This is a genomic window from Vagococcus sp. WN89Y, from assembly GCF_052220145.1.
Lineage (GTDB): Bacteria > Pseudomonadota > Gammaproteobacteria > Enterobacterales > Enterobacteriaceae > Kosakonia.
Genome location: NZ_JBQPOM010000070.1, coordinates 1 through 26,154, shown reverse-complemented (window position 1 = coordinate 26,154; position 26,154 = coordinate 1). Strand labels below are relative to the sequence as shown.

The window sequence follows — 26,154 nt, the reverse complement described above, 5'->3', positions numbered from 1 at the left end:
GCGCTGTGAAAACATGAACCCGCTTCGCATGTCGCTTTCTTTGCCGGTTATCCCAGCCTTGCTTTCACGAACTGTAAAGTCATTGCGGGTATTGTCTCAATTTGCCCGACCTGTGATCCCGGTCATCCCCTGCGCTTGACGGTAAAATATGCCCATGTTAACAAAATGTTTACTTCCTCCGGCTCGCGAGTTTAGCGTCTGCACCGACAGGCGAATAAGGAACATTCATGTTACGTTACAGCGTATTAACTGCCGGGCTGCTGCTTGGTTTTTCTGCCTTTGGCGCGCCCGCAGGGGAGTTGCCGCTGATGCCGTGGCCCACAAAAGTGGAGTCTCCTGCCACACCAGGGATGCTGGTGTTAAACGATCGCGTGTCGGTTCGCATCACGGGCGACACGCTTGACGATGCAGCGAACCGGCTGCGGGCGCGCATTGCACAGCAAACGGGCTGGACGCTGCAACCTGCGGATAATAAATCACAACATGCTGATATTAATATTATTATCGCCCAAAAAGTTGCGCCGCAACCTGAGCCAGACAGTGACGAAAGCTACACGCTGACGGTGGATGCCCGCGGCGTCACGCTCGCGGCGAATAGCCGTTTTGGCGCGCTGCATGGTATGGAAACCTTACTGCAATTAATACAAAACGGGGCAGAGAATAGCGCGTTGCCGTGGGTGACGATTGAAGATTCGCCGCGCTTTCCCTGGCGAGGCGTGCTGCTTGATTCGGCGCGTCATTTTCTGCCTGTTGCCGATATCAAACGGCAGATTGACGGCATGGCGGCGGCAAAACTGAACGTTCTGCACTGGCATTTGGCGGATGACCAGGGCTGGCGCTTCGCTTCAGCGCAGTATCCAAAGCTAACGCAGCTTGCCAGCGACGGTCTGTATTACAGCGCCGAAGAGATGCGCGAGGTCGTGCGTTATGCCACCGCGCGCGGTATTCGCGTTGTGCCGGAAATTGATATGCCGGGGCATGCTTCAGCCATTGCCGTGGCGTACCCGGAACTGATGAGCGCGCCGGGGCCGTATACGATGGCGCGCCAGTGGGGCGTGCTGAAACCGGTACTTGATCCCACAAAAGAAGAAACATATCGCTTTGCAGAGACGATCGTCAGCGAACTGGCGGCTATCTTCCCCGATCCCTGGGTGCATATTGGCGGCGATGAAGTGGATGATACGCAGTGGAAAAACAACCCGGCTATCCAGCAGTTTATGCAGCAAAACAATCTGGCGGACAGCCACGCATTGCAGGCCTGGTTCAACCGTAAGCTGGAAAAAATCCTTGAAAAGCATCAGCGGAAAATGGTGGGGTGGGATGAAATTTACCATCCTTCGCTGCCCAAAAGCATTCTGATCCAGTCCTGGCAGGGGCAGGATGCGTTGGGTGAGGTCGCTAAAAAAGGCTACAAAGGGATACTTTCTACCGGTTTTTACCTCGATCAGCCGCAATATAGCGCATATCACTACCGTAACGAGCTGGTGCCGCAGGGCTTAAACGGTGTGGACAAACTGAGCGCGACTGACCATCCCCGGAGCTGGTCATTTTCTATGCCGCGCCTGAAAGGCAGCCCGGTTACGGGCAGTTTTACGCTGGTCAAGGGGGAAACTGGCTGGCGAGGGTTTATTGATTTCGACGGTAAGTCGCGCCGGGCCGTGCAAAATATCGTCTGGCGCAGCGAAAATCAGGTCACTTTTTCCGTCGATACCTGGATGAGCGAAACGCGCCCGGTGCTGACGCTCAACGCAGATAAACTCGACGGCTATTTTCTGCTGGGCAACGTACGTTATCCGGTCACCGGAACTCGCTTAAATACGGTGCCGCCGGGTATTGCGCCAGCGGTGCCGGATGCCAGCCAGCAGGACAATCTGCTGGGCGGTGAAGTTGCGCTGTGGGCGGAAAATGTGGCCGCGCCGGTGCTGGATATCAAACTTTGGCCCCGCGCTTTTGCGGTGGCGGAGCGGCTATGGTCAGCACAGGATGTGGTGGATGTCAGCAACATGTATACCCGCCTTCAGGCGATGGATAGCTGGTCGGCGGTGTCTGTTGGCTTGCAGCAACACAGCCAGCAGCAGGTTCAGTTTATCCGCCTGGCAAACAGCGCTGATATTCTGCCGTTGCAAATTCTGGCGCAGGCGGTGGAACCCGCGCACTATTACACGCGTAATCACCTGAAGTTCCAGGCGGGTAATTACCATCAATTTGAACCGCTTAACCGTTTTGTTGACGCATTGCCCGCCGAGAGCACTACCGTTCGCCAGATGAATTTCAGGGTGGAGCGGCTGGTCAGTGATGCTAACGATAAGGACAGCGCAGCGGCGCTACGCCAGCTTTTTACGCTCTGGCAGAACAACACGCAGCAGGCGCTGGCGCTCAGCGAGCGTAATTATCAGCTGCGGGCGATAACGCCTGTTATCCACCAGGTCGATAAGCTGGCGTCGATGGGGATGCGGCTGACGGATTTGCTGGCGCGGCAGGGTGTGCTTGACGAGTCGGAAAAAGTCTCTATTCAGCGCGAGCTGGACAGTGCGGCGGAAATTCAGGACGAAGTCGTGGTTGCAGCGGTGTACCCACTGGAGAAACTGCTCCAGGCGGCTGGCAAGCGGTAAATAAAAAGGCAGCCGAAGCTGCCTTTATTGCTGATGAAGCTTAGCGGCGCACCGCGATCGCTTCGATCTCAATTTTGACATCTTTAGGCAGGCGCGCTACTTCCACACAAGAACGTGCCGGGAAGGTCGCGTCGTGCTCGGTGAAGAACGCTTCATAGGTCGCGTTCACCGTGGCAAAATCATTAAGATCCTTCACAAAAACCGTCGTTTTTACAATGTCGCCCACTTTTAGACCAGCGGCTTCGACGATGGCTTTGACATTTTCCAGCGATTGACGAGCCTGCGCCGCAACATCTTCCGGTACGCTACCTGTTTTCGGATCAACCGGGATCTGACCTGAGGTCAGGATCATGTTGCCGAGATCAACAGCTTGCACATAAGGGCCGATGGCTGCGGGTGCATTTTCCGTCGCGATGGTTTTAGTCATAACTTCTCCTGAATGACAGCGGTAATAAGTGACCGGGTTATTATACACTTTCTCCTTCAGGCTGCGCCTTTGATGGCGAAATCAAAGGCGGCTTTTGCAGCATCGGGCTTAGTTTGCCAGCACCACATGGTGCGAGAACTCTTTCTCGCAGTATTTACACTTCAGTGCGATATCGTCTGCGCGTTTTTTTACCGCAAAGCTGGAAGAGACCGGCTCTGCGTGGCTGATGCAGTTACTGTTCGGGCACACCAGGACACCAACAATATGCTCCGGCAGGCTTGGGCGAGACTTGCCGACCACTTCATATTCGTCGATACGGTTGACCGTCGCGTGCGGCGCATACAGCGCCAGCTGGTTCACCTGCTCGTCGGTCAGGAAAGTATTTTCGATTTTAATCAGATCTTTGCGGCCCATTTCGCCGGACGGCAGGTTCAGACCGATAGTGATACGCTGATCGGTTTCCGTCAGCTTGAACAGGGACAAAAGCTGAAAGCCTATCCGCGCCGGAATATGGTCAATTACGGTGCCGCGTTTGATGGCTTCGACCTGAAGTTTATTATCATGCGTCATTATCGTTTCCTCTTACAGAACCAAGCCGCGGTTGAGAACCAGCGCCAGCAACGCCTGGCGAGCGAATATTCCATTACCGGCCTGCTGGAAATACCAGGCGTGCGGGGTTTTATCCACGTCAGTTGTGATTTCATCAACGCGCGGCAGCGGATGCAGTACCTTCATATTGCTGCGAGCGCCGACCAGGTCGCTGGCACGCAGAACAAACTGCGCTTTGACGTTTGCGTATTCCGACGGGTCCAGACGCTCTTTTTGCACGCGGGTCATATAAAGGATATCCACTTCCGGCATCACCTCTTCGATACTGGCGTGCACACTCCAGGCGATATCCTTTTCATCCAGCATATCGAGAATGTATTGCGGCATCGCTAGCGCATCCGGCGCGATAAAGTAGAAACGGTTGCCGTTAAATTTCGCCAGCGCCTGCGCCAGCGAATGCACGGTGCGGCCATATTTCAAATCGCCCACCATGGCGATATGCAGGTTTTCCAGCCGCCCCTGAGTTTCCTGAATGGTGAACAGGTCAAGCAGGGTCTGCGTTGGGTGCTGGTTGGCGCCGTCGCCCGCATTGAGCACCGGAATACCGCCGGAAAATTCTGTCGCCAGCCTTGCTGCGCCCTCTTGCGGGTGGCGCATAACGATGGCGTCCACGTAGGTGCTGATAACCGAAATGGTGTCCGCCAGCGTCTCGCCTTTTTTACCCAGCGAGGTGTTGCTGCTGTCGGAGAAGCCAACCACGCTTGCGCCGAGACGGTGCATGGACGTTTCAAAAGAGAGGCGTGTGCGGGTTGATGCTTCGAAAAAACAGCTGGCAATCACTTTGTGCTTGAGCAGTTCTGGCTGTGGATTGGCCTTCAGTCGGGCGGCGGTGGCTAGCACCAGCAAAAGTTCATCGCGGCTGAGATCGTTTATGGAAATGATATGTTTCTGATAAAGCGGATTAGCCATGTTTATCTCCTGACGACCGGGCAAAAAAAAGCCCCTCTAACAGAGGGGCTGTGGAATAGGTTAGCAACGGGAAAGAAAAACGGCAGGCCAGCGTCCTGATTCAGACGCGGTAAGCGCGCTTGTCGTACACTCTGGCTCATGCTTCCTCCCGGCAAATTGTCCCGGATTATACGCAGCTGTTTTTGCGGATCAAGCGATCGATGCACAATTTATCCAAAGCAAACGGTTTGTGTGAATAAGTATGCCAAATTACGCGTTTTTTAATCATCCAGTTATTGCTGTTGCGGGTAGCTATGTTGCCGTATTAAAAAAGTGGTTCGCCTGCAATTTAACAGGGCAATATATGTTCGCGACATAATGTATTACTTATTTATGATAACTATGCGTTATCGCAAAACTGCAGCAAAAAAGGGTGGTATGGCAGGGGGAATTCTCGTATAAAAACAAGAAATGAAACGATGTTTTATATCGAGGGTTAAACCATGATCGTTGGCAATATTCACAATCTACAGCCCTGGCTGCCCGAAGAACTGCGCCAGGCCATTGAGCATGTTAAGCAGCATGTCACTGATACGACCGCCATTGGCAAGCATGAAATAGACGGCAACCGCCTGTTTTATCTGGTATCTGAAGATATGACTCAGCCTTTTGCCGAGCGTCGCGCGGAGTATCACGCTCGCTATCTGGATATTCAAATTGTGCTGAAAGGGCAGGAGGGCATGACCTTCAGTACGCACCCTGCGGGCGCGCCGGACACCGACTGGCTGGCGGATAAAGACATAGCTTTCCTGGCGCAAGGCGTAGAGGAAAAAACCGTGGTGCTCAATGAAGGGGACTTCGTCGTTTTCTATCCGGGCGAAGTGCATAAACCGTTATGTGCGGTCAATGCGCCTGCGGCTGTGCGAAAAGTAGTGGTGAAATTACTGGTTAGCTAATGTCCCTGGCGTTACCTGTGTGAGGGGGACGGCCCCCTCACCGGTGCTGGCAGTTACTGGCTCAGCGTCGCGACCATTACGGCTTTAATGGTATGCATGCGGTTCTCTGCCTGATCGAAAACGATACTCGCCGGGGACTCAAACACTTCATCAGTCACCTCCATGCCGCCATGCAATGCGAATTCTTGCGCCATTTGTTTACCCAGCGTCGTTTGATCGTCATGAAAAGCTGGCAGGCAGTGCAAAAACTTCACGTTCGGATTACCGGTTAACGACAGCATTTTGCTGTTCACCTGGTAAGGACGCAGCAGTGCAATACGCTCTGCCCACTTCTCTTTCGCTTCGCCCATCGACAGCCAGACGTCGGTATAGATGAAATCAGCCTCTTTCACACCCGCCGCGATATCTTCAGTAAGGGTGATATTTCCGCCATTTTTCACCGCCAGCGCGGTGCATTCGGCAACCAGACTGCTTTCAGGCCAGCAGGCTTTGGGCGCGACAAGCCGTAAATTCAGCCCCACCAGCGCGGCCGCTTCTAATAAGGAATTCCCCATGTTATTCCGCGCATCCCCTGCATAGGCCAGCGTCATCTGATTAAACGCCTTGCCAGGCATATGTTCGCGCATAGTGAGCAAATCGGCCAGGAGCTGAGTGGGATGGAATTCATCAGTCAAACCGTTCCATACCGGCACGCCCGCGTAGTGCGCCAGCGTTTCAACAATATGTTGGCCGTAGCCGCGATACTGAATACCGTCGTAGATGCGGCCTAAAACGCGTGCGGTATCTTTAATTGATTCTTTATGCCCAATCTGGCTCCCGGCCGGGCCGAGATACGTCACGCGTGCGCCCTGGTCAAATGCGGCAACTTCGAAAGAGCAACGGGTGCGGGTTGAGTCTTTTTCGAAGATGAGCGCGATATTTTTCCCGGTAAGCTTCTGTACTTCCTTACCTTTTTTCTTATCGTCTTTGAGTTGAGCGGCGAGTTGTAGCAGAGCATTGATTTCAGCAGGCGTAAAATTGAGTAATTTCAAAAACGATTTCTGGTAAAAGGCGGACATGTTTCCCTCTCATGGTTCAAGCCATTTATTGAATTAAAATTCAATTTATATGTATGAATATTCAAAATCAACCCTTAAAGATAATTCTTTTCGCCTGACAGTGGAGGCAATGACCTGGGTGTGTGACAATAAGTATATCTGCCACAAATGAGGAACGAGCCATGGCAAACGCAGAACACCTGGAAGAGCAGCGCGAAGAAACGCGCTTGATTATCGAAGAATTGCTTGAGGACGGCAGCGATCCTGATGCGCTGTACACCATTGAGCACCATCTGTCGGCAGATGATTTCGAGACGCTGGAGAAAGCCGCTGTTGAGGCGTTCAAGCTGGGTTATGAAGTCACCGAGCCTGAAGAGCTGGAGCTGGAAGGCGGCGAGATCGTTATCTGTTGCGATGTACTCAGCGAATGTGCGCTGAATGCCGAGCTGATTGACGCCCAGGTTGAACAACTGCTGAATCTGGCTGAGAAATTCGACGTTGAATATGATGGCTGGGGGACTTACTACGAAGACCCGAACGGCGAAGACGGCGAGGATGATGACGAAGACTACGTTGACGAAGAAGACGACGGAGTACGTCACTAAGTAAAAGTTGCGGCAGCGCCCGCTGCCGCAAAGCAAGGAATCGCTATGGACTACGCGCAAACACTCGCCCCGATTTTAGATTTTCTCCACTGCCCAACGCCTCAGGCCTGGATAGACAAAGCTCGCGAGCCAACGATGTTGCCGCTGCTGCTGACCGATCATATGGTTTGCGAGCTGAAAGCCGCGCAAACCGCTATGCTGCTGGTGCGCAAATATGTGGCGGATAAAAGCGGAGCAGATGCTTTGCTGGCGTGGCTAAAGCCTTATGAAGCCTTTACCTTCCGTGAAGGGCCGGAGCCGGACTTCGTTGCACTTCATAAGCAGATTAGCAAAAGCGTGATGCCGCAAACGGACGATCCCTGGGGCCAGGCGCTGATCGATAGCATGGTGCTGTTGATCAAAGAGGAACTGCATCATTTCTGGCAAGTACGGGAAGCGATGATTGCGCGAAATATCCCTTACGTGAAGATCACGGCCAGCCGTTATGCAAAAGAGATGTTAAAAGAGGTACGCACGCACGAACCGCTGACGCTCATTGATAAACTGATTTGCGGTGCGTATATCGAGGCGCGATCCTGCGAGCGTTTTGCAGCGCTGGCCCCGTATCTTGACGATGATTTGCAGAGATTTTACCTGTCGTTGCTGCGCTCAGAAGCGCGCCATTATCAGGATTACCTCACACTGGCGCAACAGATTGCAAAAGAGGATATTGCGCCGCGCGTGCGCTACTTCGGTGAAACAGAAGCGGCGCTGATTTCAACGCCGGATAGCGAGTTCCGCTTTCATAGCGGCGTGCCGGTGTAATATTACAGCGCTTTTAGCATGCGAACTTCACAATCAACATGCCCGGTGCAGCCCAGCGGGGCATTGATATGCTCAAACCCCAGATGCTCATACAGGCCGATAGCTTCTTTTAAAAAGGCGGTGGTTTCGAGGTAACAGCGGGTAAAACCCTGTTCGCGAGCATGCTCCAGCGCGACCTGCGCCAGTTTTTTCGCCAGCCCCTGGCCGCGCGCCTTCGGTAGGAAATACATCTTTTGCAGCTCGCAGATATCCGGCTCGCTGCATTCAAGCGGTGCAACACCGCCGCCGCCAACGACATCCCCATTGTGTTCCACGACCCAATAAGCACATCCCGGCTGGCTATATTTTTGATATAGCTCGTCCAGATCCGGATCGGCAACGGTATAGCCCTTATCTGCGGTGAGGCCATATTCCGCTGATACTTCGCGGATCACCGATGCGATGGCGGCGTTATCGGCAGCCGTAATACGGCGCATTTTGACCTCTACCGGCGCGGTTACATTCATCTCAGTACTCTGTTTTCTTCTTTCTACCATGTTCTTGCTTAATACCACTCATTGAGCGTAATGACAAGACCAGGAATATTGGTCGCTATTTTTTTTCCTCATATCTATTTAGACTTAAAATGGAGAAAACTATTTTGCAATATTATTGCATTCTCTGGTTTGTTTTTTTCGATATTTACGATAAGGATTGTTATGATTTCCATTTCTAAAGGTTCCGGGGCGGCTCCGGTACGCCATTTTCTTTTTCAGGGGAGTGGTAAAGGCTATTTTCTGGTCTGGCTGGTAAATATTTTGCTAACCCTGGTAACATTAGGGTTATATTTGCCCTGGGCGTTGGTGCGCGCGCGCCGCTATTTCTACCAGAACACAGAGCTTAACGGTCAGCGCTTTTCCTACCACGCGACCGGTCGTTCTATATTTGTTGGCTGGCTCTGTTTGCTGGCACTGTATGCGGTTTTTCTTATTAATATCATATACCATAACATGACTCTGCAACTGTGCATGTTTGCGTTATTCGTGATCTTCTTACCGTGGCTGATTACGCAAGGGTTGCGCTACCAAATGTTGATGACAGAAATTAACGGCGTTCGCTTTAATTTCTATGCCAGCCCGCTGCGCGCCTGGTGGGTGATGATGGGATGCCCGCTGGTGATTGCTGGGGTATCCGCGCTGATTTTCGTCTTTTTCTTGCGTAGCGCGGCGACAAGCATTTCCTACAACGCGATTTTTATTACGTTGGGTATTGGTACGCTGGTCTTATTGCTGGGTATTGCCTTTATGCAAGGTGTATATGCTGCGCAGTGGTTTGGTATGTTGGTTAATAATTTGCAGTATGGCAAATTAAAATTCTCGGCTGACCTTTCTATAAAGAAATGTGTCACGATTATTGTACTGTCAATGCTGCTATTTGTACCTTTTATCGCACTGGCGATGTATATCGTTATTCCGGCCATGTTTATGATATCGCAATATGCCTTCCTGGCGGCAGGCGATCCGGAGCGTATGGCGATGCTGATTGCGCCGCTCTATGGCAAATTAATCTTTAGCTATGTTGTTTATATCGTTGGCGCAGTAATATGCTATATCTTCGCCTTTGTGAAGATGCGTAATTATATTTACGGTCAGATGTCACTGGAAGGGGACATTGGTTTCTCTTCTACAGTAACGGTTGGCCGCGTTTTCTGGATCTCTGTAACGAATATGCTGGTGTGTCTGGTGACGTTATTCCTCGCGTGGCCGTGGGCGAAAGTACGTTTTACGCGCTACCTGCTGGAAAACACCCATGTTCATGGCTATCTGGATGCATTAACGCTTGAGAATCACGACGTACAACCGGCAAAAGATCCTGCTAACTTGCTGGCGCGCGGTTTGTCATTCTTCCCGGCTGCATTCTGACAGTCGTAACCCTAAAAATACGCTGGCTTGCTGGTCAGCGTGTTTCCTGATATTTCTTTTTTAAGCTTAAAATTAATATTGGTTACATGTTGCACTGTCCAGGGATAAGGATATGCCATCAGTAACATCCGGCAGTACAGTATTTACCCCACTTAATTACCCTCACCAGCAAAACGATTCAGTCTATTATTTATCTCACTGGCAGGCATGGGAAAGAAATACCCCGGCGGGCAGTGGGGAATTCAGGCGTATTGCAGTTGAAAGGTTACAGGCTTGCCTTGAATATAAAAATGCGACGCTCGATCTTGCCGACCTGGAATTATCTTGTATTCCTGCTGTTTTACCCTCCCATATTACGACGCTCAATTTAACCAATAACCAGATAACTCATCTGCCTGGTGCTTTCCCGCCATCTCTAAAAAATGTGTTTCTCGACAATAATCCGTTAAGCTGCGAAACGCGGCAGCGTTTAAAAGCGTTGCCGGGCGCTGAGTCTGTTATCCATTTCGCTGAGTCACAGAGTGAGAAAACAGCGCTGATACCGAGCGACTATCCTGCACTGCAGGCAGTACTTAAGCAGGGGCGTGAAATTCGTCTGGAGGTGAAAGAGGCGCTCGCGTCCCGCCACTGGCTGGCGAATATGATAACGCCGCGTACTTCACTGCTGGCTGGCGGTATTATAGCAGGCATAGCGTTAGTTTCCGGTGCGGCAATTTACCTGGGCCGACAAGGGGCAAATTACGCTGCGGCAAAGGAGAATATGCCTGTTGCGGCACGGGGACTGGATAATCAGTCATCGGGTGAGTTAGTTGTTGCTGAACCGGTGATGGCAGATTTATCTGTTCCGGTTAATAATACCGGAAAAATAAATATTTCCCCTGATAATTCTACGGAGGGGGACCTGCTTGATTTCTTTCGCCGCGAGAATCTCAACCTTGATTGTCAGCCAACGAAAGAGGCGCTGGTGAGCTGTGTGGCGCGCTGGCTTTTTCCCCTTGTTGCGTCAGCTAACGTCAAAAATAATACGCTGAAGCTGGTGAAATATATTCTGAATAATACCGATTTTTATAGTGGAAAAATAGAGGAACCTCTTTCTCCGCAGGTGGCGAAAAGCGTCATTCGGCAGTGGGTTATCTCTACGTTACTTGATAAACCGCTGCACGAATATATCGCTGAAAAAATGATTGCCGATACAACAGGCCGTTATCAAACCCTGGCGAGTCTTTATCACTTGATCTCTATGCCCGCGCTATTTTTTGACGGAAAACTGGATGTTAATAATATTCCCGCGGGTCAATGGAATAGTTTCGAGTCCATGTGGAACACCATTATTAACGCAGAAATCCCGCTACTGGACGAAAAATTTAAAGGTGTGCAACAAAAGAGATTCACCGAATATGAATTTCTTGCACTGTACACAGGTGCAGAGTTTCTTGCCCAGCAGGGCGCGCTCGATAATTTTACTCTGTCAGACATTGCTGAAACCGGGGCGAGCATTTGGGGCACAATGATACGTGGGCGCGAGGCGATGGTTATGCTGCCTTACCTTATTACCCCTGCACTATGGTTTGTTGCCTGTAGCGCACCGGACTTGCTGAAAGGGCCGCGGGCATCCTGGCCTGAGACGGTCGTACCTGTTGTGCTGCGTCAATGGCAAGACGCACAGGAACTGGCGAATAATATCCAGAGGTATCTTAGTGATTACCAAAATGCGTTTGACGTTTGGGCGAATAAAGGCGCCCTGGCGGATAAGTTTGTTGCCCGATGTCCTCTGGATAAAATTATGTATATGCAAAACTGGGGCGATGATAACTTGCCTCAGTGGCAAATAAACAAAAATATTCGCGAGCAAGCTAAAGAACGATATTTACTTTATAACGATCCTCCTTGTACGCAGGATAATGTACCACCTTCATTGAACCTGGAATATCAGCAGGTAACAGATAATGTTGCTAATGCTTTTAGAAAACTTGACCGTTTATTAGTCGAAGGCGCGCTCTCTTCCGTCAATAAAGATGATTATAATTTTATCTGCTCTCCCACCAGTAAAACGCATCCGGCATTTTTGAAAATGCGCACAGAAGTACAGGCGGAGCTCTCGGCACCAACGATGTTTGGCGGCGCTCCCTATGTGTTTATTCTTATCGAGCTTAAGAATACGGAGCTTTTTGCCGTAATAAATAATAATGAGGAGCGTATTTATGGCCTGAAAAAAAACGATGGGGACCATAATGGCTATACATTATATCGGCTCGATCGCGACGTGCGTCTTTATATCAACCATGACATGCTAACTTATGAACATTTCTGGACAAATTACCAGCTAATTGATGAGAAAGTTAAAACGCGTGGCCATCTTTTCTCTTTCAATATCAACGTGCCGCAAACACAGCTGTATGAGAATCGGGACACGGGAAGCGATGCCTTTATTAATTATTTCAGCACGCAGCATAGGGAAACATTTCACAAAACGCTTTATCGAATGGGCGATGTACGTTCAGCAACGGAAAATTTCTGGAGCGCGCTAAAACCGATTATTCCTTTTTATGGCTGTATTGAAGGGCTGGCAAGTGATGTCCCGATGGAAAAAGTCGAGGCCGGGCTTTCATGTTTTCTTGATGTCATCTCTCTGCTCCCGGTCATTGGTCAGGCGACGGCGATCGGCGGCAAGTTTGGCTTAAGTGTGGCGATGGGGATGCGAAGCGGGGTGCTGAAAGCAGGCCAGGGAGCGACGGCCAAAGCCATTGCTTCGGCGGTAGCGGCAGGTATTGCACTCCCGGCGGCAGGGGAGATGCGCGCGCTGCTGCTCTCGGCGCTAAGGGCGCTGGACCCCGGTATGGAGCCGCTGCTAAGAGGTGGCGCGCGGATAGCCCATATCAGCGCAGGCGTTAGCAATCCGCAGCTGGCTGATAAACTAGAGCAAATCGCCGCCAGGCCACCCGTGGCTGCAAAAAATTACCGCAAAGCAAAATTGCCGGTTTCCGGGCAAGAAGTCAGTATCAAAAAAGTACGCAAGAATCAATGGGTGCAGGTGAACCCGCAAACCGGCGAGGAGGTCGGCAAATATTATCGCCTGGAAAAAGGTGAGCTAAAAGTCATCGAAAGAGATACCCACATGGCGAAGCATCGGCATGCAGCTGATGCGAGTGTTGCTGTTCATCCCCCGGCTTTGCAGCCAGCGCCCGCTGGATACAGGCTGTTGCCGCCTGTTCCGGGCCGTTCATCCTACTGGAATACCGTGCGGGGAATCACTGACAATTTCCCCGGGATGATAATAGACCCGTCACCCAATAACAATATCCAGCGTTTGAACCGCTTTCTGCCAGAGCCACCGCTCAGGTCGGAGAGTGTGGAAAAGGCGAACGAGATAATAAAAGCCGATCTGGAGAATTTTTATGCGCCTTATCCATGGCGTGCATGGGCAGGCGTGAACCCTTATTCGCCTGAAAGCGTGCCACCCTGGCTTGCGCCAATGCAGGACGCGTTACGCTCCCAGGCGCAACAAAGCCTGAGCACCTTTCAGCGCGTCTGGATTAGGTTGTGGGGAATTGAATATCATGGCGCAATAATGGAGTCGAATGTCGGTCATTATTTAAGTGGGATTTTGAATACGGATCAGCCAGAAGTTATTCAGGAAGCATTTTCCCGGCTGAGTAATATTGTCAAAAGAGGATATAACTATTTAACGGCGGTTAAAGAGGTTGATTATAATAATTTAATTATTGCCTCAAGCGATCTGCAACTCGATTCTGCCAATCCAGGTCGCTATATTTCTACGCTGCCTGACACGCAATTATATACAGTTGTTCCTTTCGCTGCGGTGTTAAGAACCGATCCCGAAAGTCGAATTGTCTTTTTTGCGGATAAATATCACAATAATTTATTGTTGCCGACCAGCATAACTGACAATCTTAATCATGAGGTTTCGCATGCCTCGTCGAATACCGGGGATATGTTTACTCATACCCTTCCTGAGAGTGGGGAAATAAGTAATGGTATGGATGTGCGCAGAATGTTTTATGATAATTTTGCGATAAGAAAAAGTAGGCATCATTTCGCTATTATTTATGATAGACCCGATTTTATTAATTTTATAAATAATCTGAAAATGCATCAGGGCATTACCAAAGATTTAACTGAGTCGGAAATTTTTGCTGCTGTTGTTTACGATCCGATGTTTCGGGCCAATATAATGATGTCAGATGCCCAGGTCGTCGCCACGATAATCAGAGATATTGCCGCCGATCGCCCCTTTGACGCGGTTATTCGCGCCAGACGTGACGCAGGCGAGCATAATAATTCATCCTCTGTAAACGATGCGCTGCGTCATGCATGGATTTCGCTCACGGTGGGGGAGGCGCTCAGGGTCGGGAAATATGACCGGCGGCAGCCGTAAAAAAGCCGGGCAATGACATGCCCGGCCTGATATGACTGCTTTACATTACAGGGCGGCGATAACGCCCTGTTGTTCAACCAGTTTAGCTTTTGCCTGCGCGTAGCCTTCCAGCTTTTCACGCTCTTTGGCAATCACCGCCTCCGGTGCGCGCGCCACAAAGCCTTCGTTGCTGAGCTTGCTTTCGATGCGGCCAATTTCCTGCTCAACTTTCGCCACTTCTTTTGCCAGACGCGCCAGTTCAGCTTCTTTGTCGATAAGGCCTGCCATTGGGATCAGCAGCTCTGCGCCGTCAACGATTTTGGTCACCGATACCGGGCCTTTATCATCAGCAGGCAGAATAGTGATGCTCTCCAGACGCGCCAGGGTTTTCAGGAAGTTCAGGTTGTCATTAACCCGACGCTGAGCCTCGATGTTGGCATTACGCAGCAGCAGTTCCAGCGGTTTACCCGGCGCAATATTCATCTCTGCGCGGATATTACGCACGGCAACGATCGCCTGCTTCAGCCATTCCGTATCGGCCAGCGCCTGCTCGTCAACCTGCGAAGCATCATAAGCCGGGAACGGTTGCAGCATAATGGTGTCTGCTGTGATGCCTTTCAGCACTTTCACGCGCTGCCAGATGGTTTCCGTAATAAACGGAGTGATCGGATGCGCCAGGCGCAGCAGACCTTCCAGCACGGTCACCAGCGTATGACGCGTGCCGCGCAGCTCGGCGTCAGAGCCACCGTTCATCACCGGCTTGGTCAGCTCCAGATACCAGTCGCAGAACTGGTTCCAGGTGAACTCATACAAAATACCGGCCGCGATATCGAAGCGGAAGCTATCCAGCGCTTCACGGTACGCTTTGATGGTCTGATTGAATTCAGAAATGATCCAGCGGTCTGCCAGCGACAGCACCAGCTCGCCGCCGTTAAAGCCGCAATCCTTTTCTTCGGTATTCATCAGCACAAAGCGGCTGGCGTTCCACAGCTTGTTACAGAAGTTACGATACCCTTCCAGGCGTTTCATATCCCAGTTGATATCGCGGCCCGTTGAAGCAAGCGCGGCCAGCGTGAAACGCAGGGCGTCGGTACCGTGCGGCTCGATGCCGTCAGGGAACTGCTTCTCGGTACGTTTACGAATTTTCTCTGCCAGCTGCGGTTGCATCATGTTGCCGGTGCGTTTTTCCAGCAGCTCCGCCAGCGAAATGCCGTCGACCATATCCAGCGGGTCAATCACGTTACCTTTGGATTTGGACATTTTCTGGCCTTCGTCATCGCGGATAAGACCGGTCATATAGACCGTCTTAAACGGCACCTGCGGCTTGCCGTTTTCGTCCTTGATAAAGTGCATGGTCATCATGATCATGCGCGCTATCCAGAAGAAAATAATGTCAAAACCGCTCACCATCACGCTGGTTGGGTGGAACTGACGCAGCGCATCGGTGTTCTCCGGCCAGCCGAGCGTGGAGAACGTCCACAGCGCGGAGGAGAACCAGGTGTCGAGCACGTCGTCATCCTGGCGCAGCGCGATATCGGCAGAGAGGTTGTTTTCCTGACGCACTTCCTCTTCGCTGCGGCCAACGTACACGTTGCCGTCGTTGTCATACCACGCCGGAATGCGATGGCCCCACCAAAGCTGGCGGGAAATACACCAGTCCTGAATGTCGCGCATCCAGGAGAAATACATGTTTTCATATTGCTTAGGCACAAACTGAATGTCGCCGTTTTCCACCGCTTCCACAGCCGGTTTCGCCAGCACATCGGCACGCACGTACCACTGGTCGGTAAGCATCGGTTCGATAACCACGCCGCCGCGATCGCCGTAAGGCACGGTTAAATCGTGGGCTTTGACCTCTTCCAGCAGGCCGAGCGCATCAACGGCGGCAACAATAGCTTTACGCGCAGCAAAGCGCTCCAGCTTGCGGAACTCTGCCGGGATATCGGTCGGATACACGTCAGACTCGTTACCGTTGGTGTCGAAGACTTCTGCGCTTTCACGGATATCGCCATCGAAAGTCAGGATATTGATCATCGGCAGCTTATGACGACGACCGACTTCGTAGTCGTTAAAGTCGTGCGCCGGGGTGATTTTCACGCAGCCGGTGCCTTTTTCCATATCCGCGTGTTCGTCGCCAACAATCGGGATACGACGGTTTACCAGCGGCAGCACCACGAACTTGCCGATCAGATCTTTGTAGCGCGGATCTTCCGGGTTCACGGCAACACCGGTATCGCCCAATAACGTTTCCGGGCGCGTAGTGGCAACGACCAGATAATTTTTGCCGTCGGCGGTTTTCGCGCCGTCTGCCAGCGGGTAGCGGATATGCCACATGGAGCCTTTCGACTCGCGGTTTTCCACTTCCAGATCGGAGATAGCGGTGCGCAGTTTCGGATCCCAGTTAACCAGGCGCTTGCCACGGTAAATCAGATCTTCTTTATATAAACGCACAAACACTTCTTTGACCGCGTTGGACAGGCCTTCATCCATGGTGAAGCGCTCGCGATCCCAGTCCACAGAGTTACCGAGACGGCGCATCTGGTTGGTGATGGTGCCGCCTGATTCTGCTTTCCATTGCCAGATTTTGTCGATGAAAGCGTCGCGGCCATAGTCGTGGCGGGTTTTACCTTCTTCAGCGGCAATTTTACGCTCAACCACCATTTGCGTCGCGATACCTGCGTGGTCGGTACCGACCTGCCACAGGGTATTTTTGCCCTGCATGCGCTGATAGCGAATCATCGTATCCATGATGGTTTGCTGGAAGGCGTGGCCCATATGCAAACTACCGGTGACGTTTGGCGGCGGGATCATGATGCAGAAGCTTTCCTGGCTTTCATCACCGTTCGGTTTGAAATAGCCCTGCTTTTCCCACTGCTCGTACAGCGGCTGTTCGATATCTTTGGGGTTATATGTCTTTTCCATTATTTCCAGGTTGCCGTGTTCAGGTTGAAACCAGCCACGCGGTAGGCTTTATAGCGTTCGCGCGCCAGTTGTTTCAGAGAGTCTTCGTAAGGGACAAAGTCTATCACTTCTGTGAAAGCGGTGGCAAAATCTGCAAACTCCGCGCGCAGGCTAATTAATACGTCTCGCGGGCTGCTGCTGCGCTTTTGCGGCCAGGCCAGCTCCACCGGCGCGCCGCCGCGCGGCCCTTCGCCAGCCAGATTGTGCGGGACGAAGCTGTCCGCCGGGCGCGCCCATAGCGCTTCATCCAGCCGGGTTGCCTGCTGCTCATCTGCGCAGGCTATCAGCACGCGTTTACCACTGCGCCAACGTTCTGCGGCAATTTCACACACCAGCTGTTCAACGGCGCTTAAGCCATCGACGGTGTTGTCGTCATTAAGAAGGTAGAACGTTGCATTTTTCATAACTCAACCCGTTGTCTTTCAAAGTGCCTCTTTGCTGGCTGCCGGAGCGCGCCTGGCGACAGAGTAACATGGGCGCATGGGATGTGCTGAGTTACCACCACGATGCAACGCGCAATCCAGAGGGGATAGACTTTTCTCTGCCAGAAGTTTTATGCCGGACGATGCCGGCACAGAGTTTTACTCTTCGCCGTTAAATCCGGCGCGGTTAAGCAGGAACTGCGACAGCATCGCCACCGGTCGGCCCGTTGCGCCTTTCGCTTTGCCTGAGCGCCAGGCGGTACCGGCGATATCCAGGTGCGCCCAGTTATACTTGCGGGTAAAGCGCGACAGGAAGCAGCCCGCGGTGATAGCACCACCAGGACGGCCGCCGATGTTGGCCATATCCGCAAAATTGGACTCCAGTTGCTCCTGGTACTCATCGCCCAACGGTAAACGCCAGGCGCGATCGCCCGCCTGCTCAGATGCGCCAATCAGCTCATGCGCTAACGGATTATGGTTCGACAACAGGCCGGTAATGTGATGCCCTAACGCAATCACGCACGCACCGGTCAGCGTCGCCACATCAATCACCGCTTCCGGCTCAAAGCGCTCGACGTAGGTCAGCACATCGCACAGCACCAGGCGGCCTTCCGCGTCCGTGTTCAGCACTTCTACGGTCTGGCCGGACATCGTCGTCAGCACATCGCCGGGGCGATAAGCGCGCCCGCCAGGCATATTCTCACAACCGGCCAGCACACCAATCACGTTAAGAGGCAACTGAAGCTCCGCCACCATACGCATCACGCCGTACACTGCCGCCGCGCCGCACATGTCGTACTTCATCTCGTCCATGCCTTCGGCAGGCTTGATGGAGATACCGCCGGAGTCAAAGGTCAGGCCTTTACCCACCAGCACTATCGGGCGCGCATCTTCAGACGGATTCCCTTTATATTCAATGACCGACATCAGGGATTCGTTCTGCGAACCCTGGCCGACGGCCAGATACGAGCACATGCCCAGCTCGCGCATTTGCTGCTCGCCAATCACGCGCGTTACCACGTTTTGGCTGTAGGTATCCGCCAGTTGGCGCGCCTGAGACGCCAGATACGCGGCGTTACAAATATTGGGCGGCATATTACCGAGATCTTTCGCCGCTTTGATCCCGGCAGAGATAGCCAGGCCATGCGCAATGGCGCGCTCGCCGCTGGTCAGCTCGCGACGCGTCGGCACGTTAAAGACCATTTTACGCAGCGGACGGCGCGGCTCGCTTTTATTGGTCTTCAATTGATCGAAGCTGTAAAGGGTCTCTTTCGCTGTTTCCACCGCCTGGCGAACTTTCCAGTAGGTGTTACGGCCTTTGACATGCAGTTCTGTCAGAAAGCAGACCGCTTCCATTGAGCCGGTGTCATTAAGGGTGTTTATGGTTTTCTGGATAACCTGCTTGTACTGTCGCTCATCCAGCTCACGTTCTTTACCGCAGCCAATCAGCAGAATACGTTCGGAAAGGACGTTAGGTACATGATGGAGCAGCAACGTTTGCCCCGGCTTACCTTCCAGCTCTCCGCGACGCAGCAGCGCGCTGATATAGCCGTCGCTGATTTTATCGAGTTGTTCGGCAATCGGAGAAAGTCGGCGCGGCTCAAAGACTCCGACAACGATGCAGGCACTCCGCTGTTTCTCCGGGCTACCGCTTTTTACACTGAACTCCATGCACTACGCTCCTGAATCTTAAAGACAACGGCGGCTGCTACGGATAGAATTGCAAGCTTTCGTAACTCATGTCCGCTGTTGCGGTGACTTCGTGTTAATCTTAATGGTACTTCGGTTTCGGCACGTCAGGATCTGATCTCACGCGCGTATCCGCTGAGTATATTAATCTTAGCGATGATTTCGACGACTCAAGAGCATAAATGACGTTTAAGCCATGAAACAAGCTATTTTCCAGGAAAAAGACTGGTTTTTACGGGCGTATTTAAAGTGATAATCATAAGATATCTGGCGCGGGAGACGCTGAAAAGCCAGCTGGCGATCCTATTCATCCTACTTCTGATTTTCTTTTGTCAGAAACTGGTAAGGATTTTAGGCGCGGCCGCAGACGGCGAAATCCCCACAAACCTGGTGCTCTCGCTGCTGGGCTTAGGGGTGCCGGAAATGGCGCAGCTTATCCTGCCACTGAGTCTGTTCCTTGGCCTGCTCATGACGCTGGGCAAACTGTATACCGAGAGCGAAATCACGGTCATGCACGCATGTGGCCTGAGCCGCGCGGTGCTGGTTAAAGCCGCGATGATTCTGGCGCTGTTTACCGGCGCAATTGCTGCGGTGAATGTGATGTGGGCAGGCCCGTGGTCCTCCCGTCATCAGGATCAGGTGCTGGCGGATGCAAAAGCGAACCCCGGCATGGCGGCTCTGGCGCAGGGCCAATTTCAGCAAGCATCGGACGGTAACGCGGTGCTCTTTATTGAGAGCGTTGAGGGGAATACTTTCCACGACGTCTTTCTGGCGCAGATTCGCCCGAAAGGCAACGCACGGCCCTCGGTTGTGGTTGCCGATTCGGGGCAACTCTCTCAGCGCAAAGATGGCTCTCAGGTGGTGACGCTAAATGCCGGTACGCGTTTTGAAGGCACGGCGATGCTGCGCGACTTCCGCATTACGGATTTCCAGGACTATCAGGCGATTATCGGCCATCAAGCGGTTGCGCTTGACCCTTCCGATACTGAGCAGATGGACATGCGCACGTTGTTTATGACTGACGACGATCGCGCGCGCGCTGAGCTGCACTGGCGCTTAACGCTAATCTTTACTGTATTTATGATGGCGCTGATGGTCGTGCCGCTGAGCGTGGTGAACCCGCGCCAGGGCCGCGTACTTTCTATGCTGCCCGCCATGTTGCTCTATCTGGTGTTCTTTCTGTTGCAAACGTCCATTCGCTCTAACGGCGCGAAAGGCAAGCTGGACCCGATGGTCTGGATGTGGGCCGTTAACCTGCTGTACCTGGCGCTGGCAATTGTCCTGAACTTGTGGGATACGGTACCGCTACGCCGGTTCCGCGCCCGGTTTGCGCGCAAAGGAGCGGTATAATGCAGGCATTTGGCGTTCTTGATCGCTATATCGGTAAAACGATATTCACCACCATTATGATGACGCTGTTCATGCTGGTGTCGCTTTCCGGCATTATTAAGTTTGTCGATCAGCTGAAAAAAGCCGGGCAGGGCAGCTATGACGCGCTCGGCGCTGGTTTTTATACTTTACTGAGCGTGCCGAAAGATATTCAGATCTTTTTCCCGATGGCCGCGCTGCTTGGCGCATTGTTAGGCCTGGGGATGCTGGCCCAGCGCAGCGAGCTGGTCGTGATGCAGGCATCCGGCTATACCCGCATGCAGGTGGCGCTCTCGGTGATGAAAACGGCCATTCCACTGGTTATTTTGACGATGGCGATTGGCGAGTGGGTCGCGCCCCAGGGCGAGCAGATGGCGCGTAATCAGCGCGCACAGTCCATGTATGGCGGTTCATTACTTTCGACTCAGCAAGGGTTGTGGGCGAAAGATGGCAACAACTTTGTCTATATCGAACGGGTAAAAGGCGACGACGAACTGGGTGGCGTAAGTATTTATGCCTTCAATGATCAGCGCCGTTTGCAGTCGGTGCGCTTTGCCGCGTCAGCGAAGTTCGATGGCAATCAAAAGGTGTGGCATCTGTCGCAAGTGGATGAATCGAACCTGACCGATCCGAAGCAGATTACCGGTGCGCAGACCGTTAGCGGTACCTGGAAAACGAACCTGACGCCAGACAAGCTTGGCGTGGTGGCGCTGGACCCGGATGCGTTATCCATCACGGGTTTGTATAACTACGTGAAGTACCTGAAATCGAGCGGGCAGGACTCCGGGCGTTACCAGCTCAATATGTGGAGCAAAATCTTCCAGCCGCTTTCCGTTGCGGTGATGATGCTGATGGCGCTGTCGTTTATCTTCGGCCCGCTGCGCAGTGTCGCGATGGGCGTACGCGTGGTTACCGGTATCAGTTTCGGTTTTGTCTTCTACGTTCTGGATCAGATTTTCGGCCCGCTGACGCTGGTGTATGGCATTCCGCCAGTTGTCGGCGCGCTGCTGCCAAGTGCCTCATTTTTCTTAATCAGCCTGTGGTTGCTGATGCGTAAAAATTGATACGCGTTCCTCCGCAAGGATTTTGTATCAATTAAAAAGAGAGGCTGCGGCCTCTCTTCTGTTTTGAAAGGAGCAGCGCATGTTGCGCGGTTTACGGCGTTTTTTTACTTCTCTCATCACCTTGCTGGCAAGCAGTGTCGTTGCCGTCGCGATTTTCATTGTGCAATGGCGTATATTTTGGGCCGGCGACGGCGCGCTTGGGGTGACAGTTAACAGTGCGCTACTTATTTTTGAAGCCTTGTTGCTGCTGTTTGCGCTGGCCATCGTTGAACTGCTGGTTCGGCGGGCAATTAAACTGGCGCTTAAAGTGGGTACTGTACGTATCGGCTCACCTGAGGAGAAGCAGGCCGACCGGGTACTTTGGCATTTCGACCTGGTGACCACGTCTGTTATCTTTTTTTGGGGAACGTTCTGGTTACCGGCATTTGCCGCATTTTTTTTACTTGAGCCGCAGTGGCCGATTTACCTGCATGGCACGCTATTAGTTATGGCGATTATCGGTACAAACTGGCAAGAGCACCGCCTTGAGCGAGTCAGGCAAGCCTGTGGTTACAGCGAGGGTTTTGGACGCTTAACGCCTTAATCTACTCAGTAAAATCTGTTCTTTGCCCCGCCCGACGCCCTGCAGACTATGCTTGATGAACAACTCACAACATATTGGGGAACTATGTCCAGGTTCTTTTTCGATGACCGCAAACAGCTGGTCAATGATGCTATTGAAGGTTTGGTGATTTCCGCACCGCACGGCAACCTTGTTCGACTCGATATTGATCCGGCTATTCGCATTGTGGCGCGCGCCGACTGGGATAAAAGCCGCGTGGCGGTGATTTCCGGCGGCGGCTCCGGCCATGAACCCGCGCACGCCGGGTTTGTCGGCAAAGGGATGCTGACCGCAGCGGTGTGCGGCGATGTGTTTGCGTCACCAAGCGTTGATGCCGTGCTGAACGCTATCGTGGCGGTGACCGGCGATCGCGGCTGCCTGTTAATTGTGAAAAATTACACCGGCGATCGTCTCAACTTTGGGCTGGCGGCGGAAAAAGCCAAACGCTACGGCCTGAAAGTCGAGATGGTGATTGTCGCCGATGATATCGCGCTGCCGGATAATAAACAGCCGCGCGGCATTGCCGGAACGGCGCTGGTGCATAAAATTGCCGGTTATGCCGCCGAGCACGGTAAATCGCTCAGCGAAGTGCGCGACATTGCGCAACAAGCGTGCGACAACGTGCGTAGTCTCGGTCTGGCTATGGAAAGCTGTAACCTGCCGGGCAGCGATGGCGACGAAGAGCGCATCCAGCGCGGCAAGGTGGAGCTTGGGCTGGGCATTCACGGCGAGCCGGGCGCAACGGTTGTGGATACACATAACAGCAAAGCGTTAATCGAAACGCTGGTAAAACCCTTACAGGCTGAAATCGGCAACGATCGCGTGGCGGTGCTTATCAATAATCTTGGCGGTGTGTCGGCGCTGGAGATGGCGCTGCTCACCAAAGAGCTGGCGCATTCCTCCCTCAAAGATCAGATAGCGTGGCTGATTGGTCCGGCGCCATTAGTCAGTTCGCTGGATATGAAAGGGTTCTCCCTTTCTGTGCTTCGCCTGAACGACGAATTTGAAAAAGCGCTTTGCGCTGATGTGCAGACGGTCGGCTGGCAAAAACCGGTGCCGTTCGCGCCGATGAAAACACAGCCGTACAGCGCGGTCTTCGATGGGCTGGCGTTCTCGCCGTCTGATAATCCACAGGTTAAAGCGCTGGTGAGCGCGGCGACGCAGACCTTGATAGGCCTGGAAAATCGTCTCAACGCGCTGGATGCCAGGGTAGGCGATGGTGATACCGGCTCAACGTTTGCCGAGGGTGCGCGGGAAATCGCTCGCCTGTTGGAGAACAACGCGCTGCCTCTCAATAACACTGCGCAGTTACTGCAACTGGTAGGCGAGCGGCTGGCGACCGTGATGGGCGGTTCCAGCGGCGTACTGATGTCTATTTTCTTTACCGCCGCAGGTCAGGCTGTGCAGGATGGTAGTGCGTTGCCGGAGGCTTTACTGCTGGGGATTAAAAAGATGAAGCAGTATGGCGGGGCGGAATTGGGCGACAGAACGCTGATTGACGCGCTGCAACCGGCGCTGGAATCGCTGCGTGATAAAGGGCTTGCCGCAGCCGTTGATGCGGCAAAAACGGGCGCTGCCAGCACGGCTTCGATGCAAAAAGCCGGGGCAGGGCGCTCGTCTTATGTCAACAGTGAAAACCTGGAAGGCATCAGCGACCCTGGCGCGGTAGCCATTGCTGAGGTGTTTGCAGCGCTGGTGAAATAGGCAAAAAACCCGGTGGCGCGATGGCTCACCGGGTTGCTCTGCGTCAGAAATCGGCTTTCAGTACCACGCGGTAACGCGCTTTGCCGTCGCGCACGTGCTGCAGTGCTTCGTTAATTTGCGACATCGGGAACATCTCGGTGGTCGGTGCAACCTTTGCGCGCCCGGCAAACTTCATCAGTTTGCGCAGCTCAAACGGCGTGCCGGTAGCGGAACCGGAGATGCTGCGATCGCCCGCGATCAGGGTGAAAGCCGGAACTTCCAGCGGTTTCATCACCGCACCCACGGTATGGAAATGCCCGCCGTGTGTCAGCGCTTCGAAGTAGGGCTGCCAGGTCAGGTCAACATTGACGGTATTGATAATCAGATCAAACTGGCCCGCCAGCGATTTAAGTGCTTGAGGATCGCGGCTGTTCACTACATAATCCGCGCCCATCAGCCGTACTTCTGCCTCTTTCGCCGGATTTGAGCTGAACGCCGTCACTTCACAGCCCATCGCATGGAGCAGTTTGATAGCAATGTGGCCCAGGCCGCCGATACCGATAACACCAACACGGCTGGTTGCGGTAATGTTATGCATTAACAGTGGCTTAAAGACGGTGATACCTCCGCATAACAGCGGTCCGGCGGTTTCGATATCGATACTATCCGGTAGCGGAATGACCCACTGCCAGTCGGCACGCAGCTTATCGGCGAAGCCGCCGCGGTTCATTATCGTCGGCACAGCACCTTCGAGACAGTTGATCTGATTGCCATCAATGCAGGCATCACAGTGACCACAGCTACGGGCGGTCCAGCCAATCCCTACTCGCTGACCCACTTTCAGGCCTTTGTTCTGTGCAGCGCTACCCAATGCAACCACGCGGCCAATGACTTCATGCCCCGCGACCAGAGGGTACTGAGAAAAGCCCCATTCGTTGTCGATCATCGACAAGTCGGAATGGCATATCCCGCAATAGTCCACCTGCACTTCAACATCTTCCGCAGCCAGCGGGCCAGCGTCATATTCCTGCAATTCGAGGGGGGCACCCGCTTGCGGCGCGACATAATTTTTTATGATGCTCATCACGAATTCCTTAGTTTGGGGTTGTGAAAGAAGTGTAGAGCAAAGCCATGCAGAAAGTGGGTTGCAATCCATGCGGTTTGGGTAGTTTTAGCGTTTTTCAGCAAGGGAATAACGCGGGTCATGTTGCGATCGGCGCGCCAGTTCAGGCTTATTCGCTCGGAAGTAGGTTTTGTTGTACATGCCTTTTCGGAACTCCGCCATGCCATAAAATGACCGCATAGCAAATGCCACGTGGGGAATGGATAGTTTTTGTGAATTAAACCAGCGTCAGGCCTGATGAATGGTGATGTATTGGTTGGGAGGCGCTGAATTTTTCAGCACTTGGTATGACTTACGCGTACCGCTGCTTGCATGGATGCGTATGACAGGTATAATCCAGAACGTTTTCCGCATACCTCTTCAGTGCCGAAGTGGCGAAATCGGTAGACGCAGTTGATTCAAAATCAACCGTAGAAATACGTGCCGGTTCGAGTCCGGCCTTCGGCACCAAGTGATGCAAAAGCGAGCTACCTCCAGGTGGCTTTTTTTGTGTCCAAACTCGTCCAGATTAGTGCATATCCGTTTGTAAAATAAAGATAATTTTAATCGCTTTTAACCACTTCTAGTGTGTGGGTATTGTGCATGCTGGTCGTTTTTCATCCGTTGACATCCAGTCAATTTGGGGGCAAAAAAGGGGGCAAATCCGGTTCGATAAAGGTTTGACCCCCAAATGGCACTTACAGATCTCGCAATCCGGCATGCCAGGCCGTCTGGCAAGGCATACAGGCTCTCTGACTGTCACGGTCTTTACCTTCAGGTAAACCCTGGCGGTTCGAAGCTCTGGTATCTGAAATTCCGCTTCAAAAACAAAGAGAACCGTATGGCTTTAGGGCCATATCCTATGATTTCGCTCGCCCAGGCAAGGGATAAACAAGCGGAAATAAGACGGCTTATTTTTGAAGGGTGACCCGTCCTGAATAGCGTTGACACATTCCTGACTCAAACCCGGAGAACGTGATGATGACTGAGTTCAAACGCACCCAACGCGATTATCCTCTATCCTTTAAAATAGCCGTTGTTGAGCAGATC

Annotated in this window: 23 protein-coding genes and 1 tRNA gene; 13 read left to right on the top strand and 11 right to left on the bottom strand. The window is 52.7% G+C overall.

Features of this window, described 5'->3' with window-relative positions; genetic code table 11:
- Positions 1-227 precede the first annotated feature (227 nt).
- Positions 228-2,612, top strand: coding sequence for a beta-N-acetylhexosaminidase (locus tag ACTU3N_RS20850; RefSeq protein ID WP_443088041.1), 2,385 nt, complete (start codon positions 228-230; stop codon positions 2,610-2,612).
- 40 nt (positions 2,613-2,652) lie between these two features.
- Here the strand turns inward: ACTU3N_RS20850 and ridA are convergent, their stop codons facing one another.
- The 4 genes from ridA to ACTU3N_RS20830 form a co-directional block, all read right to left on the bottom strand.
- Positions 2,653-3,039 (bottom strand): 2-iminobutanoate/2-iminopropanoate deaminase, encoded by a 387-nt coding sequence (ridA, locus tag ACTU3N_RS20845; RefSeq protein WP_443088040.1) that lies wholly within the window; start codon positions 3,037-3,039, stop codon positions 2,653-2,655.
- Positions 3,040-3,147: 108 nt separating this feature from the next.
- On the bottom strand, positions 3,148-3,609 hold the full coding sequence (gene pyrI / locus ACTU3N_RS20840; protein WP_443088039.1) for an aspartate carbamoyltransferase regulatory subunit: 462 nt from the start codon (positions 3,607-3,609) through the stop codon (positions 3,148-3,150).
- A gap of 12 nt (positions 3,610-3,621) precedes the next feature.
- Complete coding sequence (pyrB, locus tag ACTU3N_RS20835) at positions 3,622-4,557, bottom strand: aspartate carbamoyltransferase (RefSeq protein ID WP_443088038.1); 936 nt, start codon at positions 4,555-4,557, stop codon at positions 3,622-3,624.
- 2 nt (positions 4,558-4,559) lie between these two features.
- Positions 4,560-4,697 carry a pyrBI operon leader peptide gene (locus tag ACTU3N_RS20830; RefSeq protein WP_443088037.1) on the bottom strand — a complete coding sequence of 46 codons (138 nt, stop codon included), beginning with the start codon at positions 4,695-4,697 and terminating at the stop codon, positions 4,560-4,562.
- 342 nt (positions 4,698-5,039) lie between these two features.
- Between ACTU3N_RS20830 and ACTU3N_RS20825 the strand changes: the two genes are divergently transcribed.
- The gene (locus tag ACTU3N_RS20825; RefSeq protein WP_443088036.1) at positions 5,040-5,492 is read left to right on the top strand and encodes a YhcH/YjgK/YiaL family protein; all 453 of its coding nucleotides are present in this window, start codon (positions 5,040-5,042) and stop codon (positions 5,490-5,492) included.
- 53 nt (positions 5,493-5,545) lie between these two features.
- Here the strand turns inward: ACTU3N_RS20825 and argF are convergent, their stop codons facing one another.
- Positions 5,546-6,550, bottom strand: coding sequence for an ornithine carbamoyltransferase (gene argF, locus ACTU3N_RS20820; RefSeq protein ID WP_443088035.1), 1,005 nt, complete (start codon positions 6,548-6,550; stop codon positions 5,546-5,548).
- Entirely contained in the window at positions 6,520-6,594 is a 75-nt protein-coding gene (gene argL, locus ACTU3N_RS20815; protein ID WP_443088156.1) for a putative translational regulatory protein ArgL, read from the bottom strand. The genes argF and argL overlap by 31 nt, the downstream gene beginning before the upstream one ends.
- 117 nt (positions 6,595-6,711) lie before the next feature.
- Here argL and rraB point away from each other — a divergent pair, with 117 nt between their 5' ends.
- Both rraB and miaE read left to right on the top strand, forming a co-directional pair.
- Positions 6,712-7,134 carry a ribonuclease E inhibitor RraB gene (gene rraB / locus ACTU3N_RS20810; protein WP_443088034.1) on the top strand — a complete coding sequence of 141 codons (423 nt, stop codon included), beginning with the start codon at positions 6,712-6,714 and terminating at the stop codon, positions 7,132-7,134.
- 45 nt (positions 7,135-7,179) lie between these two features.
- Positions 7,180-7,938, top strand: a complete 759-nt coding sequence (gene miaE, locus ACTU3N_RS20805; RefSeq protein WP_443088033.1) for a tRNA isopentenyl-2-thiomethyl-A-37 hydroxylase MiaE — start codon at positions 7,180-7,182, stop codon at positions 7,936-7,938.
- A 2-nt stretch (positions 7,939-7,940) separates the two neighbouring features.
- Here miaE and ACTU3N_RS20800 read toward each other — a convergent pair whose 3' ends face one another.
- Entirely contained in the window at positions 7,941-8,444 is a 504-nt protein-coding gene (locus ACTU3N_RS20800) for a GNAT family N-acetyltransferase (protein WP_443088032.1), read from the bottom strand.
- Positions 8,445-8,636: 192 nt separating this feature from the next.
- On the opposite strand from ACTU3N_RS20800, the gene ACTU3N_RS20795 reads away from it, so the two are divergent.
- The gene (locus tag ACTU3N_RS20795; protein ID WP_443088031.1) at positions 8,637-9,839 is read left to right on the top strand and encodes a YjgN family protein; all 1,203 of its coding nucleotides are present in this window, start codon (positions 8,637-8,639) and stop codon (positions 9,837-9,839) included.
- Positions 9,840-9,951: 112 nt separating this feature from the next.
- Positions 9,952-14,235 (top strand): hypothetical protein, encoded by a 4,284-nt coding sequence (locus ACTU3N_RS20790; RefSeq protein ID WP_443088030.1) that lies wholly within the window; start codon positions 9,952-9,954, stop codon positions 14,233-14,235.
- A 45-nt stretch (positions 14,236-14,280) separates the two neighbouring features.
- On the opposite strand, the gene ACTU3N_RS20785 is transcribed toward ACTU3N_RS20790, so the two are convergent.
- The 3 genes from ACTU3N_RS20785 to pepA all read right to left on the bottom strand — a co-directional run bounded on the left by ACTU3N_RS20785 (position 14,281) and on the right by pepA (position 19,268).
- Positions 14,281-17,136 carry a valine--tRNA ligase gene (locus ACTU3N_RS20785; protein WP_443088029.1) on the bottom strand — a complete coding sequence of 952 codons (2,856 nt, stop codon included), beginning with the start codon at positions 17,134-17,136 and terminating at the stop codon, positions 14,281-14,283.
- Positions 17,136-17,579 carry a DNA polymerase III subunit chi gene (gene holC, locus ACTU3N_RS20780; protein WP_443088028.1) on the bottom strand — a complete coding sequence of 148 codons (444 nt, stop codon included), beginning with the start codon at positions 17,577-17,579 and terminating at the stop codon, positions 17,136-17,138. Before holC ends, ACTU3N_RS20785 begins: the two co-directional genes overlap by 1 nt.
- Before the next feature lie 177 nt (positions 17,580-17,756).
- Positions 17,757-19,268, bottom strand: a complete 1,512-nt coding sequence (gene pepA / locus ACTU3N_RS20775; RefSeq protein ID WP_443088027.1) for a leucyl aminopeptidase — start codon at positions 19,266-19,268, stop codon at positions 17,757-17,759.
- Between the two features lie 153 nt (positions 19,269-19,421).
- Here pepA and ACTU3N_RS20770 point away from each other — a divergent pair, with 153 nt between their 5' ends.
- The 5 genes from ACTU3N_RS20770 (at position 19,422) to ACTU3N_RS20750 (ending at position 24,023) form a co-directional block, all read left to right on the top strand.
- The gene (locus tag ACTU3N_RS20770) at positions 19,422-19,472 is read left to right on the top strand and encodes a hypothetical protein (protein ID WP_231564360.1); all 51 of its coding nucleotides are present in this window, start codon (positions 19,422-19,424) and stop codon (positions 19,470-19,472) included.
- Between the two features lie 63 nt (positions 19,473-19,535).
- On the top strand, positions 19,536-20,636 hold the full coding sequence (lptF, locus tag ACTU3N_RS20765) for an LPS export ABC transporter permease LptF (RefSeq protein ID WP_443088026.1): 1,101 nt from the start codon (positions 19,536-19,538) through the stop codon (positions 20,634-20,636).
- A complete protein-coding gene (lptG, locus tag ACTU3N_RS20760) occupies positions 20,636-21,718 on the top strand; it encodes an LPS export ABC transporter permease LptG (protein WP_443088025.1) in 1,083 nt (360 codons plus the stop codon). The genes lptF and lptG overlap by 1 nt, the downstream gene beginning before the upstream one ends.
- 79 nt (positions 21,719-21,797) lie before the next feature.
- On the top strand, positions 21,798-22,301 hold the full coding sequence (locus ACTU3N_RS20755; protein WP_443088024.1) for a hypothetical protein: 504 nt from the start codon (positions 21,798-21,800) through the stop codon (positions 22,299-22,301).
- Between the two features lie 84 nt (positions 22,302-22,385).
- The gene (locus ACTU3N_RS20750; RefSeq protein WP_443088023.1) at positions 22,386-24,023 is read left to right on the top strand and encodes a dihydroxyacetone kinase subunit DhaK; all 1,638 of its coding nucleotides are present in this window, start codon (positions 22,386-22,388) and stop codon (positions 24,021-24,023) included.
- Positions 24,024-24,066: 43 nt separating this feature from the next.
- Here the strand turns inward: ACTU3N_RS20750 and ahr are convergent, their stop codons facing one another.
- Entirely contained in the window at positions 24,067-25,086 is a 1,020-nt protein-coding gene (ahr, locus tag ACTU3N_RS20745) for an NADPH-dependent aldehyde reductase Ahr (RefSeq protein WP_443088022.1), read from the bottom strand.
- 404 nt (positions 25,087-25,490) lie between these two features.
- On the opposite strand from ahr, the gene ACTU3N_RS20740 reads away from it, so the two are divergent.
- A tRNA-Leu gene (locus ACTU3N_RS20740) sits at positions 25,491-25,575 on the top strand.
- A gap of 220 nt (positions 25,576-25,795) precedes the next feature.
- Positions 25,796-26,032 (top strand): Arm DNA-binding domain-containing protein, encoded by a 237-nt coding sequence (locus tag ACTU3N_RS20735; RefSeq protein ID WP_443088021.1) that lies wholly within the window; start codon positions 25,796-25,798, stop codon positions 26,030-26,032.
- The last annotated feature ends 122 nt before the right edge of the window (positions 26,033-26,154 follow it).

What these genes read in the sequence shown, in the direction of transcription:
- ACTU3N_RS20735 (WP_443088021.1), top strand. Translation starts at nt 25,796, where the DNA reads ATGGCACTTACAGATCTCGCAATCCGGCATGCCAGGCCGTCTGGCAAG.
- ACTU3N_RS20800 (WP_443088032.1), bottom strand. Translation starts at nt 8,444, where the DNA reads ATGAATGTAACCGCGCCGGTAGAGGTCAAAATGCGCCGTATTACGGCT.
- ACTU3N_RS20850 (WP_443088041.1), top strand. Translation starts at nt 228, where the DNA reads ATGTTACGTTACAGCGTATTAACTGCCGGGCTGCTGCTTGGTTTTTCT.
- ACTU3N_RS20795 (WP_443088031.1), top strand. Translation starts at nt 8,637, where the DNA reads ATGATTTCCATTTCTAAAGGTTCCGGGGCGGCTCCGGTACGCCATTTT.
- ACTU3N_RS20755 (WP_443088024.1), top strand. Translation starts at nt 21,798, where the DNA reads ATGTTGCGCGGTTTACGGCGTTTTTTTACTTCTCTCATCACCTTGCTG.
- pyrB (WP_443088038.1), bottom strand. Translation starts at nt 4,557, where the DNA reads ATGGCTAATCCGCTTTATCAGAAACATATCATTTCCATAAACGATCTC.
- ACTU3N_RS20830 (WP_443088037.1), bottom strand. Translation starts at nt 4,697, where the DNA reads ATGAGCCAGAGTGTACGACAAGCGCGCTTACCGCGTCTGAATCAGGAC.
- ACTU3N_RS20825 (WP_443088036.1), top strand. Translation starts at nt 5,040, where the DNA reads ATGATCGTTGGCAATATTCACAATCTACAGCCCTGGCTGCCCGAAGAA.
- ridA (WP_443088040.1), bottom strand. Translation starts at nt 3,039, where the DNA reads ATGACTAAAACCATCGCGACGGAAAATGCACCCGCAGCCATCGGCCCT.
- ACTU3N_RS20750 (WP_443088023.1), top strand. Translation starts at nt 22,386, where the DNA reads ATGTCCAGGTTCTTTTTCGATGACCGCAAACAGCTGGTCAATGATGCT.
- ACTU3N_RS20785 (WP_443088029.1), bottom strand. Translation starts at nt 17,136, where the DNA reads ATGGAAAAGACATATAACCCCAAAGATATCGAACAGCCGCTGTACGAG.
- miaE (WP_443088033.1), top strand. Translation starts at nt 7,180, where the DNA reads ATGGACTACGCGCAAACACTCGCCCCGATTTTAGATTTTCTCCACTGC.
- pyrI (WP_443088039.1), bottom strand. Translation starts at nt 3,609, where the DNA reads ATGACGCATGATAATAAACTTCAGGTCGAAGCCATCAAACGCGGCACC.
- lptG (WP_443088025.1), top strand. Translation starts at nt 20,636, where the DNA reads ATGCAGGCATTTGGCGTTCTTGATCGCTATATCGGTAAAACGATATTC.
- argF (WP_443088035.1), bottom strand. Translation starts at nt 6,550, where the DNA reads ATGTCCGCCTTTTACCAGAAATCGTTTTTGAAATTACTCAATTTTACG.
- pepA (WP_443088027.1), bottom strand. Translation starts at nt 19,268, where the DNA reads ATGGAGTTCAGTGTAAAAAGCGGTAGCCCGGAGAAACAGCGGAGTGCC.
- ACTU3N_RS20790 (WP_443088030.1), top strand. Translation starts at nt 9,952, where the DNA reads ATGCCATCAGTAACATCCGGCAGTACAGTATTTACCCCACTTAATTAC.
- rraB (WP_443088034.1), top strand. Translation starts at nt 6,712, where the DNA reads ATGGCAAACGCAGAACACCTGGAAGAGCAGCGCGAAGAAACGCGCTTG.
- holC (WP_443088028.1), bottom strand. Translation starts at nt 17,579, where the DNA reads ATGAAAAATGCAACGTTCTACCTTCTTAATGACGACAACACCGTCGAT.
- ahr (WP_443088022.1), bottom strand. Translation starts at nt 25,086, where the DNA reads ATGAGCATCATAAAAAATTATGTCGCGCCGCAAGCGGGTGCCCCCCTC.